Raw genomic sequence first — 15504 nt, 5'->3', positions numbered from 1 at the left:
CGCCTAACTTTGAATATATTTCACAAATATAAACTAAAGTTTCGTAATACGCAAATTAATTTTCGTGAAAATCAATTTTAAATATAATCGCATAAAAATAGTTCTGACAGAACAAGACAGGTCTAGCAAGTGGCTTGCCGAAAAAATAGAAAAAGACAAATCAACAGTTTCAAGGTGGTGTACTAATGATATGCAACCATCTATTGAGACACTTTTTCAAATAGCCGAAATACTAAATGTATCTGTTAAAGAACTGATTAATGAAAATGCGAAAGAAGAAAAGCCAGCAGGTAACAGCGTGTATAAGAAATAGCGGGTTCAGTGCTAAATCAAAGGTCAGTACTTTTAATAAAAGTCAGTGCCAAACTGAAAGTGAAGTGCTTTTTAATCCGCTACTTCTCATACACGCAAAACGTTGTATGCCATATTACCAAACGCATAACAATAATGAACATCAACAAAATATTTGTACATTTGCGACAGAATTTTAACATTACCAAATGAACGAATGGCAGAAAAGAAAAAAGTAACAGCGAATGAAATTTACGACTTGTTATTAAACGAGTTTAAAATCAAAGAACAAATCGGAAGTGTTGAAATTATACTTGGTGGAATTTCTGCAAAATACAACGGAAAAGATGCAATCGGAGATTTACTACAAGAATGGCTTGGTGAATGGCTAAAGCAAAAGAATTTTTATTTTAGAACAAGAGTAAATACACAAGAATTTCCAGACTTTTTACTTGCTGAAAACGATAAAAGTGGATTTTTAGAAATCAAAACTTTTAACGCAAATGCTACACCAGCATTTGATATTGCAAACTTTGATTCTTACAATAAATCTTTACTTGTAAAACCTGAAAGGATTGATGCTGATTATTTGATTTTTGGTTATAAAATGGTTGATTCTGTTTTGAGTGTGGACAATTTATGGCTCAAAAAAGTATGGGAAATTGCAGGAACTTCAGGAACAAATCCTGTAAATATGCAAACTAAAAACAGTCAACCCTACAATTTAAGACCTATAAAATGGTATGCAAAAACGGCAAGAAACAAACCTTTTGCAAACAAAACAGAATTTATAAACGCTATCTCTCAAACGCTTGAAAAATATTCGCACAGTACAAGCAGTTACAGCGAAAATTGGCTTAAAAATGTAAAGGAAAAATATTTTGAAAATACAGGAATTAAACTCTAACTCCTGCGTTTTCTGTTTCTAATAATTCGTATTCTTCGACTTTCATAGCATCTAAAATTCGCTCTGAAACAGCTTTGATGACAGGAACAACAACTGTATTTCCTAACAAATCGAAAGCCAAACTTTCTTTTACAGGAATTTCGTAATTTTCGGGATAACCGAAAATTCTTAACCCTTCCCTTATCGTCAATCTTCTTACGCCTTTTCCGTCAGGGACAACAATTTTAACCATATCGGTTGCAACCAAAGTTGGTGCAATTTCATTCGGATTTAAAATTTTATTGATTTCAAAACTTAATTTTCCTGTTACAATATTGTAACCTTTCGGTTTTGTTTCGTCATATACACGAGATGTAATTGTCCCGCTCTCTGTAATTTCGGTTACTAATTTTTTAGGATGTTCAAATTTTATATATCCTTTTTCCACCAAATCATCTAAAAGTGCTTGTATATCAATGTTTTTAAATAAATTATTGTCAGGAAAAAATGTTTGAATTTGGCTTAAAGTCAAAGGCATTCCGTCCATCCAATCAATCCCTATTTCACTTGCCCATTGCTTTTTTCTACGCTCTTTAAAAAGTCTATTTAACAAATTTATTTGGTCTTTTGTACATTCGCCTTTTACACCAATATCCCAACTATGAATATTATTTTCCCCACCTCGCTTGTCCTTAATTGACTTTCCATAAAGTTCCTCAACTGAAAAATGAGAAAGCAACTTTTTTGTAAAATCAGTATTCATTGTTGGTTTAGAAGTTTCTAAAACATCTTTTAAAACTTTAAAAGTAGATTCAAAATTATCTAATGATACTTTTTCGTTTTTAGTACCAACGATAAAAATACGCTTTCTCGATTGTGGTACTCCAAAATGAACGCTATCCAAAACTTTCCAAGTCACTTGATACTCCAATTCGTTTTCAAGTTTGTCTAAAATTGTCTTTAGCGTTCTTCCAATTTCGTCATTTTTATCTTCCAAATCGTGCTTTACCAATCCTTCAACATTTTCAAGAATAAAACCTTTTGGCTGATGATATTTGATAATTCTTTCGATTTCAAAAAATAAAGTTCCTCTTGTATCTGCAAAACCATTTCGTTTTCCGCTTGCACTAAACGGCTGACAAGGAAAACCACCAAATAAAAAATCAAATTGCGGAATATCTTCATTTTTAACCTGAAAAATATCTCCTACAAAATTTTCGTGATGATAATTGTGTTTAAGTGTTTCGATTGCATAAGGTTTGATTTCCGAGGTCAAAACACATTCAGCTTCAATTCCCCTTTCTTGACAAGCTTGTTCAAAACCAAGACGAATACCACCAAGACCTGCAAATAAATCAATAAATTTTAATTTAGTTTTCATCTTTTACTGCTTTATATTCAACATTGGGTTCTGCGACCATTAAATTTGATGTTTCATAAATTGGAACAACTGAACGATATTCTTCAATTTCAATTTTAGTACAACCGATAACAAACAAACATTGCATAAAAAAGGAAGCACTAAAAGTACCACGACTAATTTTACTATCAACACTTGATTTGGTTTCTGTACAGCCATTTTCATTCAACAAATGGACTAAATCTTCCGTTGATAAACCTCTCTTAACCAATTCAGATTTTAGTATTCGTTTGACTTTATTATTCCATTCAGACATAATCAAAACTTTTTTATTATTTGCAAATATGAGAAGTAAAATACAAATTCACAAATAAAACAACAAAAATAAAAAATACGATACATAACACGGATGACCGTTGCACAACTGGGTAAAAAATGCTAAAAAATATAAGTATACACTATTACATATACTTATTTATATAAATTATATTTTGGTTTTGGTATTTTTGTGTGGTACTTTTGGTAGCTTACTGGTACACAAATGTTAAAAATTAAGCTTTTTATAGCATTTTTTAGCTATTTTTTGGCTATTTCTATTGCTTTTATGGCTATTTTTCTGGTTTGGGTAATAAACTTTAAGTACTTCTGTAAGTTGTAGGTCATGGCAGCTAGTAGTACATGTTTGTTGGCTTTATAACCAATTGAAATAAAAATCTAACAATCCAACAGTCTAAATACAAAAATTCTTAGTACTTACTACTTGTAATCCAACAATCTCAATACTAATTTAATACCTTAAATTTTATAATTCAATGCATTTTAACGAAATTAGCCACTTAAATTAAATACATGTCTGTTTACGATAAATACGAAGCGGTGATTGGTTTAGAAGTACACGCTCAATTAAATACTACTACAAAAATTTTCGCAGCAGATGCTACCACTTTTGGTGCCGAACCAAACACGCAAGTTGGTGCTATTACGCTTGGCATGCCTGGTGTTTTGCCAAAACTCAACAAAGCTGTTTTAGAAAAAGCTATTAAAATGGGTATTGCTTGTGGTTCAAATATTACTAAAGTCAATGAATTTGCTAGAAAAAATTACTACTATGCCGATCTACCTAAAGGTTACCAAATTACACAAGATAAAACGCCAATTTGTGTTGGTGGAACTGTTGAAATTGAAATCAATGGTACTAAAAAAGAAATAGAATTAACAAGAGTACACATGGAAGAAGATGCTGGTAAAAACAACCACGAGTTAGATCCATTTTATTCTTTGGTCGATTTAAACAGAGCAGGTACACCTTTGGTAGAAATTGTGTCTGAACCTTGTATTACTTCTAGTGATGAAGCCTATGCGTACCTTACAGAAGTTAGAAAATTAGTGCGTTATTTAGATATATGTGATGGAAATATGGAAGAAGGTTCTATGCGTTGTGATGCCAATATTTCTATTCGTTTAAAAGGCGAAAAAATTCTAAATACTAGAGTCGAAGTTAAAAACATGAACTCTATTCGTAATGTAAAAAGAGCTATCGACAACGAAATTATCAGACAAGTAGATATTGTTGAAGCTGGTGGAACTGTTGATCAAGAAACGAGAAGTTTTGTAGCAACTGATGGTAGTTCTTTTGTCTTGCGAAGCAAAGAGTTTGCACATGATTATCGTTATTTTCCAGAACCAGACTTACCACCTGCTGTTGTTACAGATGCACAAATTGAAACGATAAAAGCCAATATGCCTCCACTACCAAAACAATTGTATTTACAATTTACGAATGAGTTGGGTTTATCTGACTATGATGCTACGGTACTTACAGACGAAAAAGATATTGCTTTGTATTTTGTTGATTTAACACAGCAAACCAAAAATTATAAATCTGCTGCCAACTGGATAATGGGTGAAGTTAAATCGTATTTAAACGATAAAGGATTAAGCATCAACGAGTTTCCAATTCAAACAGATAAAATTGCTGCTTTAATTGCCTTAACCGATGAGAATTTAATCAACTCATCTGCTGCAAAAACTATATTTCAGCACTTGTTAGAGCAACCTAGTCAAACACCAAAAGCATTAGCAGAACAACTCAATTTAATTCAGTCATCTAATGCAGACGAATTAGAACAATGGATTGATAGTGTATTGAATCAACTACCAGAAAAAGTAGAAGAATATAAAAAAGGCAAAAAAGGATTAATTGGTTTGTTTATGGGCGAAGTAATGAAAGTGTCTAAAGGAAAAGCAGATCCAAAATTAACCAATCAAATATTGAGTAAAAAACTAAACAACTAATATGAAATCAAAATATTTATTCATAATACTATCATTAATATTATTTTCATCATGTAATAAGTTTAAAGGGTTTACTATCGATGGAACTGTTTTAAATGCCAACGGAACTCAAGTTGCATTAGAAGATATTTCTACCAATAATGTAGAAACTATTGACACCGTTACTATAGTGAACAATAAATTTCATATTAAAAATTATTCTTTAAATAAATTAATGCGTCTACGATTTGGTGATAAAAAAGACATCATTATATATGTAGAAAACGGAGATAAACTAGAAGTATCTTTAGATTTAAATCAATTTCCTGCTTACGAAATTAAAGGTAATAAAGGTAGCGAAGACTTAGCTGCTTTAAATGCTATTGCCAACGAAAAAGCAATTTTATTAGATAGTGCTTATTCAGAATTTAAAAACAACACTAATGCTAAACTAAAAGATTCATTAGACCAAAATCAAGTACTAGCAAAAGAGAATTATGTTAATGCAATTAAATCATTTATAGAAAAAGAAGACAATGTAGAAGTTGCCTGTTTTGGTTTAAATTATTTAGCAAGTTTCTTTCAAGATGAAGCAGCATTTTTTATTAAAACAGTAGATAAAGCCGTAGCAAAAGATAAAGAATCAACTTATGTCAACTTATGGAGTCAAAGTTTGCAATCGTATAAAGATGCCTTGATGCAAGAACAAGTGTCTGGCGTTGCTGTTGGTTCAAAAGCACCAAATATTATGTTGCCAAGTCCAAATGGCGATACGCTTTCGCTCTACGATTTAAAAGGCAAATATGTATTGATAGATTTTTGGGCGTCGTGGTGTGGACCATGTCGACAAGAAAATCCAAATGTAGTTAAAACTTATAATAAGTATAAAGACAAAGGATTTGAAATATTTTCTGTTTCGTTAGATAACAATCTTGGACCATGGAAAAATGCTATTGCAAAAGATGGTTTAGTTTGGAAAAATCATGTATCTGATTTAAAAGGTTGGAGTTCTGTAGCAGCACAAACCTACGGTGTCCAATCAATACCTAGTACTTTTTTATTAGACAAAAACTTAGTTATCATACAAAAAAACTTACGAGGCAAAGCACTTGAAGAAGCATTAAAAGATTTATTGAAAGAAGAGAACTAATAACTTGAATTCAGTTTAATTGTAATTATAAACCATTAAAAATCAATGCGTCCATTGCGAAATTTTGAGAGGAACGAACAAAATTGTGGCAATCTCAAACTATGAACTGCTATAAAGTAAATTACCTATCTACCGAACAGGTAGACTTTGCTACTTTCATTTGCTCGTAAAGACGAAAAGTCATTTTGGTTATTGCGTTTTGTTAATTTACTTAAACCGAACTCAGGTTAAAAGGGTAATAATACCAAAGTAAATTATTATAAAGTATAAACTAATAAAACAAGCTTAGTTCTTACACTTCTAGCATTTTGAGTAATGTAATAGCTGCTTCTACACCTTTGTTGCCATGTTTTCCACCAGCTCTATCTAATGCTTGTTGTTCATTATTAGGTGTTAGTACACCAAAAATAACTGGCTTATTTTGTGTAATATTAAGTTGTTGCAATGCATTAGCTACCGACTGATTGATGTATATGTCGTGGTCTGTTTCGCCTTTTATCACACAACCTATGCAAATAACACCATCTACTTGATGCTGTACTAACATTTGCTGAGCAGCAAACGGCAATTCAAATGTTCCAGGAACTCTTTGAACAAAAATAGTATCATCTGTTAAACCATATTGCTGTAGTGTTTCAATACAAGCAGCTAGCATGGCAAAAGTAATGTGTTCATTCCACTCAGAAACGGCAATACCTATTTTTTTGTTTTGTACAGTAGGTACTGCTTCTTTATTATATGCTGATAAATTTTTTAAGCTAGACGCCATTTTACTGCATTTGCTCTAATTTAGCAATCACCATTTCAGCAGCACTAGCTTCTTGTGTATTCGGATAATTGTCAAATACATTTTTATATTGCTCTAAAGCACTTTTATAATCTTTCTTAAACTCATAAGCTGCTGCCAATCTGTAAATATATGAAGGAGCAATCACCTCATTATCTGTTGCATCAATTGCTTTTTTATAATTGTCTATTGCCTTATCAATTTGTTCTTGTTCTGCATAAGCATCACCAATACAACCAAATTTTCTAGCTGTTAAAATTTCATCTTCTGTATCAAAATCTTCTAAATATTTAATAGCACCAGTAAAATTACCCGTTTGCAATTCACAAACACCAGCATAAAACTTAGCCGTATTTCCAGCAGCAGTACCTTTATATTTCGAAGCAATAGTTTCAAATCCTAATGCAGTACCATCACCTTTCAAAGCCAATGCAAAAGAATCTCTTGCAAACAATTCCTGTGCACCATAAATTGCATTTTGTGCTTTCTCTTCTTTTGGAGCTTTAATCATGTTTTTATAAACCCAAAAACCACCTACTGCAACAATTAAAGCTACCAATACACCTAAGATGACAAATTTATATTGCTCATAAAAATGTTCTGCATTATCTACAAAATCTCTTAATTGGTCTGCCTCATTTGCTTTTTGCTTTGCCATGAAAATATTTTTTAGCCCACAAAATTACTATTTTATATTAAAATGATGCAATTAATTGTGTCAATTTTATATTTTGGCAACATTATCAATGCATCAAACCTTAAAAGTAAAACATATAACACTTAATCATTTTAAAAATTATACTACACAATCTTTTGATGTAGCTGCTAATTTTATTGGAATTGTTGGCAATAATGGTAAAGGAAAAACCAACTTAATAGATGCTATTTATTATAGCTGTATTGGCAAAAGTTATTTTACGGCTCACGATGCTTTAAACTTTAAATTTGATTCAGATTTTTTTAGAATTGCTACCCATTTTAGCATTGGTTCACTAGAAAAACATATTGTAATTAAAAATGCAAAACAAAGCAAAAAAGAATTTATTATTGATGATATTGTAGTAGAAAAACAAAGTGAATTAGTTGGACAGTTTCCCATAGTATTTATTGCACCAGATGATGTACAGCTAATTTTAGCAGGAAGCGAGCAACGAAGAAAATTTTTTGATGCCAGTTATTGTCAGACTGATTTAAATTATTTGAGACTCCTTTTACAGTACAATAAACTACTACAAAATAGAAATGCACTACTCAAACAGTTTGCTCTTAACAAAAAGCAAAACCTAAGCTTATTAGCTACCTACGATGAAAGATTAGCCCCATTGGCCGATAAAATATTTGAATACAGACAACACCATGCACCCAATTTTAAAGAAGCCGTAAACGAAATTTACCATGCTATTTTTAATGGCAATGAAGACATTAATATAACTTACGATTCTGCTTTATTACAAAACAGTGCTAAAGCTATTTTTAAAGAACAATTGGCTTACGATTTAGCAGCTCAAAGAACAAGTAAAGGCATTCATACAGACGATTGGCATTTATCTCTAAACGACAATCCTATAAAAAAAATTGGTTCGCAAGGACAGTTAAAAACTATGTTACTAGCATTAAAACTAGCACAATATCAATACATTGCAGAAAAATTACAAATACTACCTATATTATTGTTAGATGATATTTTTGACAAATTAGATGAAAATAGAATTAATCAATTGATAAAAGTAGTATCTTCCAATCAAATTGGACAAACCATTATTACAGACACTTCGGCAAATAGACTATCTGATTTATTTGAACGAAATGCAATTAGTGACTTTAAAATTATAAACATTGAGTAAAATTGGAAGTAGCAACTTTGTAGATTTAAATCATGTCTTTAAAGCCATGATAAAAGAAATGCGTTTAGACCAACAAATGGACAGCATTAAAATTCATCAGCTATGGAAAAGCGAAATGGGCAATTTTATAGCCAATAAAACAGACAAACTCTATTATCACAAAGGCAAATTAATTGTTTATGTAAACTCTGCTGTGTTAAAACAAGAATTGTTTATGGCACGACAGAAAATTTGTCAGCGATTAAATGACAAAATGAACGGAACATTTGTTAATGAAGTCATAATTAAATAAAATTAGTATTTGGAACATATTTTGATTAGATTTGTTAGTAAAATTACTTAACTAAATAAATTTAAAAAATGGCAACTGAATTAAACACACAAAATTTCAAAGCTACAGCTTTGGCCGATAACACGGTGGCTTTAGTAGACTTTTGGGCAGAGTGGTGTGGTCCATGTAAAATGATTGGACCAGTTATTGAAGAATTAGCTACAGAATATGAAGGTAAAGCTGTAATTGGCAAACTCAATGTAGATGAGAACAGAGATATAGCAGCAGAATATGGTATAATGAGTATTCCTACCCTATTGTTTTTCAAAAATGGAGAAATTGTAGAGAAACATGTTGGATTAGCATCTAAAGCTGACTTAAAAAGGAAGTTAGATGCAGTAATTGGTTAATTTATTTAATAAACAAAAATTGTTTTTGCGGAGCGGAAGCCACTTTGTGGCTTCCGCTCCGCATTTTTATATTTTAATACCTCATTGCCTAGCCGACAACAAGCTATATCCAAACAACAAACCATCACACTGAGCGATAGCGAAATGTCTCTAGCTAGACATACAACTATGCCCAAGTAACATTACACTGTGCCGAGCCAACATTGTCTTATGACCAGCAGGCAAACCGTCACACCCAAACAACAGACCGTCACACTGAGCAATAGCGAAGTGTCTCCAGCTAGACATACAACTATGCCCAAGTAACATTATACTGTGCCGAGCCAACATTGTCTTATGCCCAAAAGGCAAACCGTCACGCCCAAACAACAAACAGTCACACTGAGCAATAGCGAAGCGTCTCCAGCTAGACATACAACTATGCCCAAGTAACATTATACTGTGCCGAGCCAACATTGTCTTATGACCAGCAGGCAAACCGTCACACCCAAACAACAAACAGTCACACTGAGCAATAACGAAGTGTCTCCAGCTAGACATACAACTATGCCCAAGTAACATTACACTTTGCCGAGCCAACATTGTCTTATGTCCAGCAGGCAAACCGTCACACCCAAACAACAAACAGTCACACTGAGCAATAGCGAAGCGTCTCCAGCTAGACATACAACTATGCCCAAGTAACATTACACTGTGCCGAGCCAACATTGTCTTATGCACAGCAGGCAAACCGTCACACCCAAACAACAGACCGTCACACTGAGCGATAGCGAAGTGTCTCCAAATAGGCATTAATGCACTTTAATATTATTCAAGTAGAACACACATTAAACCTTATTAACGCATGCTAACAACAAAAATTTGTATTTTGCAACATGGTTTTAGATCAACAGTCTTATTTTCAACTCGACCAACTCGATATTCTTGCAAAACAAGTTGTAGAAGGTTTTATTATTGGCTTACATAAAAGTCCGTATCATGGCTTTTCAGTAGAGTTTGCAGAGCATCGCTTGCATAATGTCGGCGATAGTATTAAAGAAATCGATTGGAAAGTTTACGCCAGAACTGAAAAACTCTATACCAAAAAGTTTGAAGAAGAAACTAATCTACGATGCCAAATTGTAATAGATGCTTCTTCTTCTATGTACTTTCCATTAGAAAAAACCAAAGGTCAGATTAGTAAAATAGAATTTTCGGCATTGTCTGCTGCAGCTATCATGTATCTACTAAAAAAACAAAGAGATGCTGTTGGTTTATCTATTTTCGATGACCGTATTCACACCAATACCAAAAGCAAAACCAATGCACAACACCATCAACTGTTGATGAACGAGTTGTATCAAATGCTCAAACAAACACCACAACTTAAACAAACACAAGCAGCAAAATCGTTGCATTTAATAGCAGAAACGGTACACAAAAGGTCGTTAATTGTAATTTTTAGCGATATGTTAGACAATGAAAATGAAGAAGATTTATTCTTAGCACTACAACATCTTAAACACAATAAACACGAAGTTGTACTGTTTCATGTAGTAGATAAAAGCAAAGAGATTGACTTTAATTTTGAAAATCGCCCTTATTTGTTTGAAGATTTAGAAACTGGTGAAACGATTAAGTTACAACCCAATCAAATCAAAGACAATTACATCAAAAAAATGAAGGATAAAAAATTGCAACTTAAAGTAAAATGTACACAGTATAAAATAGATTTAGTAGAAGCAGATATCAATGAAGGCTATTATCCAATACTGATGGCATATTTACTCAAAAGAAAAAAGATGCAATAATGCTACAACTCAATTATAAAAAATTTGGTTCTGGTAATCAACATTTAATTATTCTGCACGGTTTTTTAGGCAGTTTAGACAATTTTCAAACCATAGCCAAAGCATTAGAAGAACAGTTTACAATTTATTTAATTGATGCGAGAAATCATGGTAAGTCGCCACATACAAATTCAATGTCTTACGAGTTAATGGCAAATGATATTATCGATTTTTGTCAACAACACCAAATTACAAAAACAAGTATTATTGGACACTCAATGGGTGGAAAAACAGCTGCATATTTAGCATTAATTCAACCAGCATTAATTCATCAATTGTTTATGGTAGATATTGCACCAGTAAAATACAAAGGCGACCATCAAATCATTCTCGATGCAATGCAACACTTGCAACTTGGTCAATATCATCAACGAAAAGATATAGAAGTTGAATTGCATCAACAAATAAAAAGTAATGCCATTGTACAATTGGTCTTGAAAAATTTGAAAAGAGATAGTACTGGTTTTGAATGGAAATGTAATTTGCCTATTCTAGTAAAAGACTATGAAATTATCATGGACTTTCCTACAATAAATGCTGTTGATACTTCAAGCGAAGTCTATTTTATAAAAGGTGCTTTATCTGATTATATTACAGTTGATAATTGGAATGCTTGCTTACAATACTTTCCAAATGCACAATTAATAGAAATTGCTAATGCACGACATTGGGTACATGCCGAAAATTTTACCGATTTTGTGGCAACTATACTTAGTTTGGCTAAATAGAAATAGCTATAGTATCACTTCCATTCCGAACTCGTTTCGGAATCTGAAATATTCATGTAGTAAAAGATTCTGAAATAAATTCAGAATGAATCTAGTTTATAATTTTATACTATGCTCATTATAGAAATGACTTTAGTATCACTTCTCTCATTCCGAACTCGTTTCGGAATCTGAAATATTCTTGTTGTAAAAGATTCTGAAATAAATTCAGAATGAACCTAGTTTATAATTTTATACTATGCTCATTATAGAAATGGCTTTAGTATCACTTCCATTCCGAACTCGTTTCGGAATCTGAAAATATTCATGTAGTAAAAGATTCTGAAATAAATTCAGAATGAATCTAGTTTATAATTTTATACTATGCTCATTAAAATATGCCAATTAAAACTATCTTAATACAACAGTTTTAAAATAATCTAAAATAAGTTATAACTTTAGCAAGCTAAAAATAAGCATGGAGCGTTACAAGATAGTTTTTGAGTCATACAATCAACCTGTACTTATTGGCAGATTTATGTTAATTTTTTCTAGAAGAAGAGTTAATGTAACTGATTTTGGTTTTCAGAAGAAAAGTGATGAGGAAGGAATTTTTACTATTGAATTTACTAGCGACGAATGGCAAGCAGACAACTTATTAAAACAAGTTCAAAAACAAATTGATGTATTTACTGCATCATTGCATAAAATTTAAAAAATAAAAATAGTTAAACATGGCAACAATGAATTTTGGTGGAATGGAAGAAAATGTGATCACAAGGTCTGAATTTCCACTTGAGAAAGCAAAAGAAGTATTAAAAGACGAAACCATTGCAATAATTGGTTATGGTGTTCAAGGTCCAGGTCAAGCACTTAATTTAAGAGATAATGGTTTTAATGTCATTGTTGGACAAAGAAGACCTTCTAAATCTTGGGACAAAGCTGTTAATGATGGTTTTGTAGAAGGTAAAACTTTATTTGAACCAGAGCAAGCTTTAGAAAAAGCTACGATTATTATGTATTTATTGTCTGATGCTGCTCAAATTGAAATGTGGCCAACAGTAAAAAAACACTTAACTGCAGGAAAAGCATTGTATTTTTCTCATGGTTTTGGTGTTACTTATAAAGATAGAACAGGTATTGTTCCACCAGCAGATGTAGATGTAATTTTAACTGCACCAAAAGGTTCTGGTACTTCTTTAAGAAGATTATTCTTAGAAGGAAAAGGATTAAACTCATCGTATGCTATATTTCAAGATGCAACAGGAAGAGCTTTTGATAGAACGATTGCATTAGGAATTGGTATTGGTTCTGGTTACTTATTTGAAACCACTTTCCAAAAAGAAGTATACTCTGACTTAACAGGAGAAAGAGGTGTTTTAATGGGAGCTTTAGCTGGAATTATGGAAGCACAATATAGTGTTTTAAGAAAAAATGGACACTCACCTTCTGAAGCATTTAATGAAACAGTTGAAGAATTAACAGAGTCATTAATAAAATTGGTTTCTGAAAATGGAATGGATTGGATGTATGCCAACTGTTCTACTACAGCACAAAGAGGTGCATTAGATTGGAAAGGTCCTTTTAGAGAAGCAGTTTTACCAGTTTTTGAAGAATTGTATGATAAAGTAGCTAAAGGTGAAGAAGCTCAAAGAAGTATCGATACGAACTCACAACCAGATTATAGAGAAAAATTAGAAGCTGAATTGAAAGAATTAAGAGAAAGTGAAATGTGGCAAGCTGGTAAAACGGTAAGAAGTTTAAGACCAGGAAAGTAATTCTGAGTTTAAATCAGTATTAAATACTGAAAAAATACGATATGTAAAGAGCTGTCAATGAGACAGCTCTTTGTTTTATGTGCTTAATTGTTAATAACTTAGCTTAAAATTTAACACTTTTGGCTTGAATTTTGAATAACTTTACAAGTATCGATTTTTAATTTAAACAAAAAAAAATGAAGAAGATTTTATTGAACGCCTTGGTTTTAGCGTCTTTGATTTCATTTGGTCAAGATGATTATCCACCAAACGCTCAACCAGGAAAATGTTATGCAAAATGTTTAATGCCAGATGTGTACGAAACTAAAACTGAACAAATGCTTTTAAAAGAAGCAAAAACAGTTCAAACAGTTGTTCCTGCAACTTACAAAACAGTTACAGAACAAATGTTGGTTAAAGAAGCATCTAGTAAACTTATTGCTGTACCAGCCGAGTATAAAACAGTTACAGAACAAGTGCTAATTAAAGAAGCATCTACAAAAATTGTAACTACACCAGCGGTTTATAAAACAGTTACAGAACAAGTATTAGACAAAGCTGCGTCTAGCAAAATTGTAACTATTCCTGCAACTTACAAAACAGTTACAGAAACCATTAAAGTAGCAGATGAAACTACAAAATGGGTAAAGAAAAAAACATCAGGTTGTTTGTCTGAAGATCCAGATGATTGTATTATTATGTGTTTAGAAACGGTACCAGCTCAGTACAAAAAAGTGTCTAAAGAAGTAATTGACCAACCTGCATCTACAAAAGAAATTACTATTCCTGCTGAATACAAGACTATTACAAAACAAGTTTTAGTTACTCCAGCTGCTGAACAAGTAATTGACATTCCTGCTGAATATAAAACAGTAACGAAAACAGTTTTAGCTTCTCCAGCTACCACTAAAAAAATAGATATTCCTGCTGAATATAAAACAGTAACGAAAACAGTAGTTGATCAACCAGCTGCTGTTAAAGAAACAACTATTCCTGCCGAATATCAAACTATTACTAAAAATGTACTCGTAAAAAAAGGTGGTTATAATGAGTGGAAAGAAATTTTATGTGGCGACAAAGTAACTTCATATACTATTTCTCAAATTCAACAAGCATTGTTAGATAGAGGTTATGATGTTGGTCCTGCTGGAGTAGATAATATTCTAGGAAAAGATACTAGACAAGCATTGATTAAATATCAACAAGATAATAACTTGCCAGTTGGAAACTTAAATATAGAAACGCTAAAAGCACTTGGCGTTAAATATTAAGCTTTTTTGGCATTAATTTTGAAACCGTATTGCTATATTCGTAATACGGTTTTTTTATTTTTTACTATGAAACAATTATTCTTTACACTAATTTCCATTCTTATACTCAGCACTTCTGTAGCACAAAATTTTGATGCTTCTCAATTTTATACCAAAGGCAGCTACGATGAAGTACATGAAATAGCCAATCAACAAAACAAAAAACTGATGGTTGTTTTTGGTGCAAAATGGTGTATTCCTTGTAAGAAACTAGAAAATGAAGTTTTCACCAATCAAGAAGTCAACCAATATCTACACGATAACTTTGTTGTATTAAAAGCTGATGTAGACTATTTTGAGTTTATGGATTTAGCAGAAGAACACAATGTAACTATCTATCCTACTACCATGATTTTTGATAGCAATGATAGTATTTTAGAACGATTTTCTGGTTTGCTAACAGTAGATGAATTGCTTAGCAAACTTATGATTATGAATATGAATTACGAAATTGAGCATCCGAATGATGTAGCTGAATCAACTGAAGATATAGACAACAATAATCAAGAACAGAATATAGAACAAGAAGAAATTATAGAGCACAATTCTATTTCTTCTGATGATATAAAAACCGATTCTAAAAAGAAAAAATGTAAAAAGAAGAAGTAATGTATTGAATCTATGTTGC

The 15504-nt window shown here is 31.9% G+C and carries 17 protein-coding genes; 13 read left to right on the top strand and 4 right to left on the bottom strand.

Annotated features, from left to right (window positions below):
• Positions 1-70 precede the first annotated feature (70 nt).
• Together H6553_03815 and H6553_03810 are read left to right on the top strand one after the other, a co-directional pair.
• On the top strand, positions 71-313 hold the full coding sequence (locus tag H6553_03815; protein ID MCB9032942.1) for a helix-turn-helix transcriptional regulator: 243 nt from the start codon (positions 71-73) through the stop codon (positions 311-313).
• Positions 314-508: 195 nt separating this feature from the next.
• The gene (locus tag H6553_03810; protein MCB9032941.1) at positions 509-1198 is read left to right on the top strand and encodes an NgoBV family restriction endonuclease; all 690 of its coding nucleotides are present in this window, start codon (positions 509-511) and stop codon (positions 1196-1198) included.
• On the opposite strand, the gene dcm is transcribed toward H6553_03810, so the two are convergent.
• Both dcm and H6553_03800 read right to left on the bottom strand, forming a co-directional pair.
• Entirely contained in the window at positions 1188-2558 is a 1371-nt protein-coding gene (gene dcm, locus H6553_03805) for a DNA (cytosine-5-)-methyltransferase (GenBank protein ID MCB9032940.1), read from the bottom strand. The genes H6553_03810 and dcm overlap by 11 nt on opposite strands.
• Complete coding sequence (locus H6553_03800; GenBank protein ID MCB9032939.1) at positions 2548-2853, bottom strand: hypothetical protein; 306 nt, start codon at positions 2851-2853, stop codon at positions 2548-2550. The genes dcm and H6553_03800 overlap by 11 nt, the downstream gene beginning before the upstream one ends.
• A 533-nt stretch (positions 2854-3386) precedes the next feature.
• Between H6553_03800 and gatB the strand changes: the two genes are divergently transcribed.
• The gene (gene gatB / locus H6553_03795; protein ID MCB9032938.1) at positions 3387-4832 is read left to right on the top strand and encodes an Asp-tRNA(Asn)/Glu-tRNA(Gln) amidotransferase subunit GatB; all 1446 of its coding nucleotides are present in this window, start codon (positions 3387-3389) and stop codon (positions 4830-4832) included.
• A gap of 1 nt (position 4833) precedes the next feature.
• Entirely contained in the window at positions 4834-5961 is a 1128-nt protein-coding gene (locus H6553_03790; GenBank protein ID MCB9032937.1) for an AhpC/TSA family protein, read from the top strand.
• Positions 5962-6253: 292 nt separating this feature from the next.
• On the opposite strand, the gene H6553_03785 is transcribed toward H6553_03790, so the two are convergent.
• Positions 6254-6730 carry a 6,7-dimethyl-8-ribityllumazine synthase gene (locus H6553_03785; GenBank protein MCB9032936.1) on the bottom strand — a complete coding sequence of 159 codons (477 nt, stop codon included), beginning with the start codon at positions 6728-6730 and terminating at the stop codon, positions 6254-6256.
• A 1-nt stretch (position 6731) separates the two neighbouring features.
• Positions 6732-7406, bottom strand: coding sequence for a tetratricopeptide repeat protein (locus H6553_03780; GenBank protein ID MCB9032935.1), 675 nt, complete (start codon positions 7404-7406; stop codon positions 6732-6734).
• A gap of 73 nt (positions 7407-7479) precedes the next feature.
• Here H6553_03780 and recF point away from each other — a divergent pair, with 73 nt between their 5' ends.
• From recF to H6553_03735, 9 genes are all read left to right on the top strand, one after another.
• Positions 7480-8592: a DNA replication and repair protein RecF gene (recF, locus tag H6553_03775; GenBank protein ID MCB9032934.1), complete on the top strand. Its 1113-nt coding sequence runs from the start codon at positions 7480-7482 to the stop codon at positions 8590-8592.
• A complete protein-coding gene (locus tag H6553_03770) occupies positions 8585-8884 on the top strand; it encodes a DUF721 domain-containing protein (protein MCB9032933.1) in 300 nt (99 codons plus the stop codon). The genes recF and H6553_03770 overlap by 8 nt, the downstream gene beginning before the upstream one ends.
• Positions 8885-8952: 68 nt before the next feature.
• Positions 8953-9273 carry a thioredoxin gene (trxA, locus tag H6553_03765; GenBank protein ID MCB9032932.1) on the top strand — a complete coding sequence of 107 codons (321 nt, stop codon included), beginning with the start codon at positions 8953-8955 and terminating at the stop codon, positions 9271-9273.
• 875 nt (positions 9274-10148) lie between these two features.
• Positions 10149-11063 (top strand): DUF58 domain-containing protein, encoded by a 915-nt coding sequence (locus H6553_03760; GenBank protein MCB9032931.1) that lies wholly within the window; start codon positions 10149-10151, stop codon positions 11061-11063.
• Positions 11063-11830 carry an alpha/beta fold hydrolase gene (locus H6553_03755; GenBank protein ID MCB9032930.1) on the top strand — a complete coding sequence of 256 codons (768 nt, stop codon included), beginning with the start codon at positions 11063-11065 and terminating at the stop codon, positions 11828-11830. The genes H6553_03760 and H6553_03755 overlap by 1 nt, the downstream gene beginning before the upstream one ends.
• 457 nt (positions 11831-12287) lie before the next feature.
• Positions 12288-12524: a hypothetical protein gene (locus tag H6553_03750; GenBank protein MCB9032929.1), complete on the top strand. Its 237-nt coding sequence runs from the start codon at positions 12288-12290 to the stop codon at positions 12522-12524.
• Between the two features lie 19 nt (positions 12525-12543).
• Positions 12544-13587 (top strand): ketol-acid reductoisomerase, encoded by a 1044-nt coding sequence (ilvC, locus tag H6553_03745; GenBank protein ID MCB9032928.1) that lies wholly within the window; start codon positions 12544-12546, stop codon positions 13585-13587.
• A gap of 176 nt (positions 13588-13763) precedes the next feature.
• The gene (locus H6553_03740) at positions 13764-14837 is read left to right on the top strand and encodes a peptidoglycan-binding protein (protein MCB9032927.1); all 1074 of its coding nucleotides are present in this window, start codon (positions 13764-13766) and stop codon (positions 14835-14837) included.
• A 66-nt stretch (positions 14838-14903) separates the two neighbouring features.
• Positions 14904-15485: a thioredoxin family protein gene (locus H6553_03735; GenBank protein MCB9032926.1), complete on the top strand. Its 582-nt coding sequence runs from the start codon at positions 14904-14906 to the stop codon at positions 15483-15485.
• The last annotated feature ends 19 nt before the right edge of the window (positions 15486-15504 follow it).

It is taken from the genome of Chitinophagales bacterium (assembly GCA_020636535.1).
Lineage (GTDB): Bacteria > Bacteroidota > Bacteroidia > Chitinophagales > JADIYW01 > JADJSS01.
This window is presented reverse-complemented; position numbering and strand designations above follow the sequence as displayed.

What these genes read in the sequence shown, in the direction of transcription:
- gatB (MCB9032938.1), top strand. Translation starts at nt 3,387, where the DNA reads ATGTCTGTTTACGATAAATACGAAGCGGTGATTGGTTTAGAAGTACAC.
- ilvC (MCB9032928.1), top strand. Translation starts at nt 12,544, where the DNA reads ATGGCAACAATGAATTTTGGTGGAATGGAAGAAAATGTGATCACAAGG.
- H6553_03755 (MCB9032930.1), top strand. Translation starts at nt 11,063, where the DNA reads ATGCTACAACTCAATTATAAAAAATTTGGTTCTGGTAATCAACATTTA.
- H6553_03740 (MCB9032927.1), top strand. Translation starts at nt 13,764, where the DNA reads ATGAAGAAGATTTTATTGAACGCCTTGGTTTTAGCGTCTTTGATTTCA.
- dcm (MCB9032940.1), bottom strand. Translation starts at nt 2,558, where the DNA reads ATGAAAACTAAATTAAAATTTATTGATTTATTTGCAGGTCTTGGTGGT.
- H6553_03785 (MCB9032936.1), bottom strand. Translation starts at nt 6,730, where the DNA reads ATGGCGTCTAGCTTAAAAAATTTATCAGCATATAATAAAGAAGCAGTA.
- H6553_03735 (MCB9032926.1), top strand. Translation starts at nt 14,904, where the DNA reads ATGAAACAATTATTCTTTACACTAATTTCCATTCTTATACTCAGCACT.
- H6553_03750 (MCB9032929.1), top strand. Translation starts at nt 12,288, where the DNA reads ATGGAGCGTTACAAGATAGTTTTTGAGTCATACAATCAACCTGTACTT.
- trxA (MCB9032932.1), top strand. Translation starts at nt 8,953, where the DNA reads ATGGCAACTGAATTAAACACACAAAATTTCAAAGCTACAGCTTTGGCC.
- H6553_03760 (MCB9032931.1), top strand. Translation starts at nt 10,149, where the DNA reads ATGGTTTTAGATCAACAGTCTTATTTTCAACTCGACCAACTCGATATT.
- H6553_03790 (MCB9032937.1), top strand. Translation starts at nt 4,834, where the DNA reads ATGAAATCAAAATATTTATTCATAATACTATCATTAATATTATTTTCA.
- H6553_03780 (MCB9032935.1), bottom strand. Translation starts at nt 7,406, where the DNA reads ATGGCAAAGCAAAAAGCAAATGAGGCAGACCAATTAAGAGATTTTGTA.
- H6553_03810 (MCB9032941.1), top strand. Translation starts at nt 509, where the DNA reads ATGGCAGAAAAGAAAAAAGTAACAGCGAATGAAATTTACGACTTGTTA.
- H6553_03800 (MCB9032939.1), bottom strand. Translation starts at nt 2,853, where the DNA reads ATGTCTGAATGGAATAATAAAGTCAAACGAATACTAAAATCTGAATTG.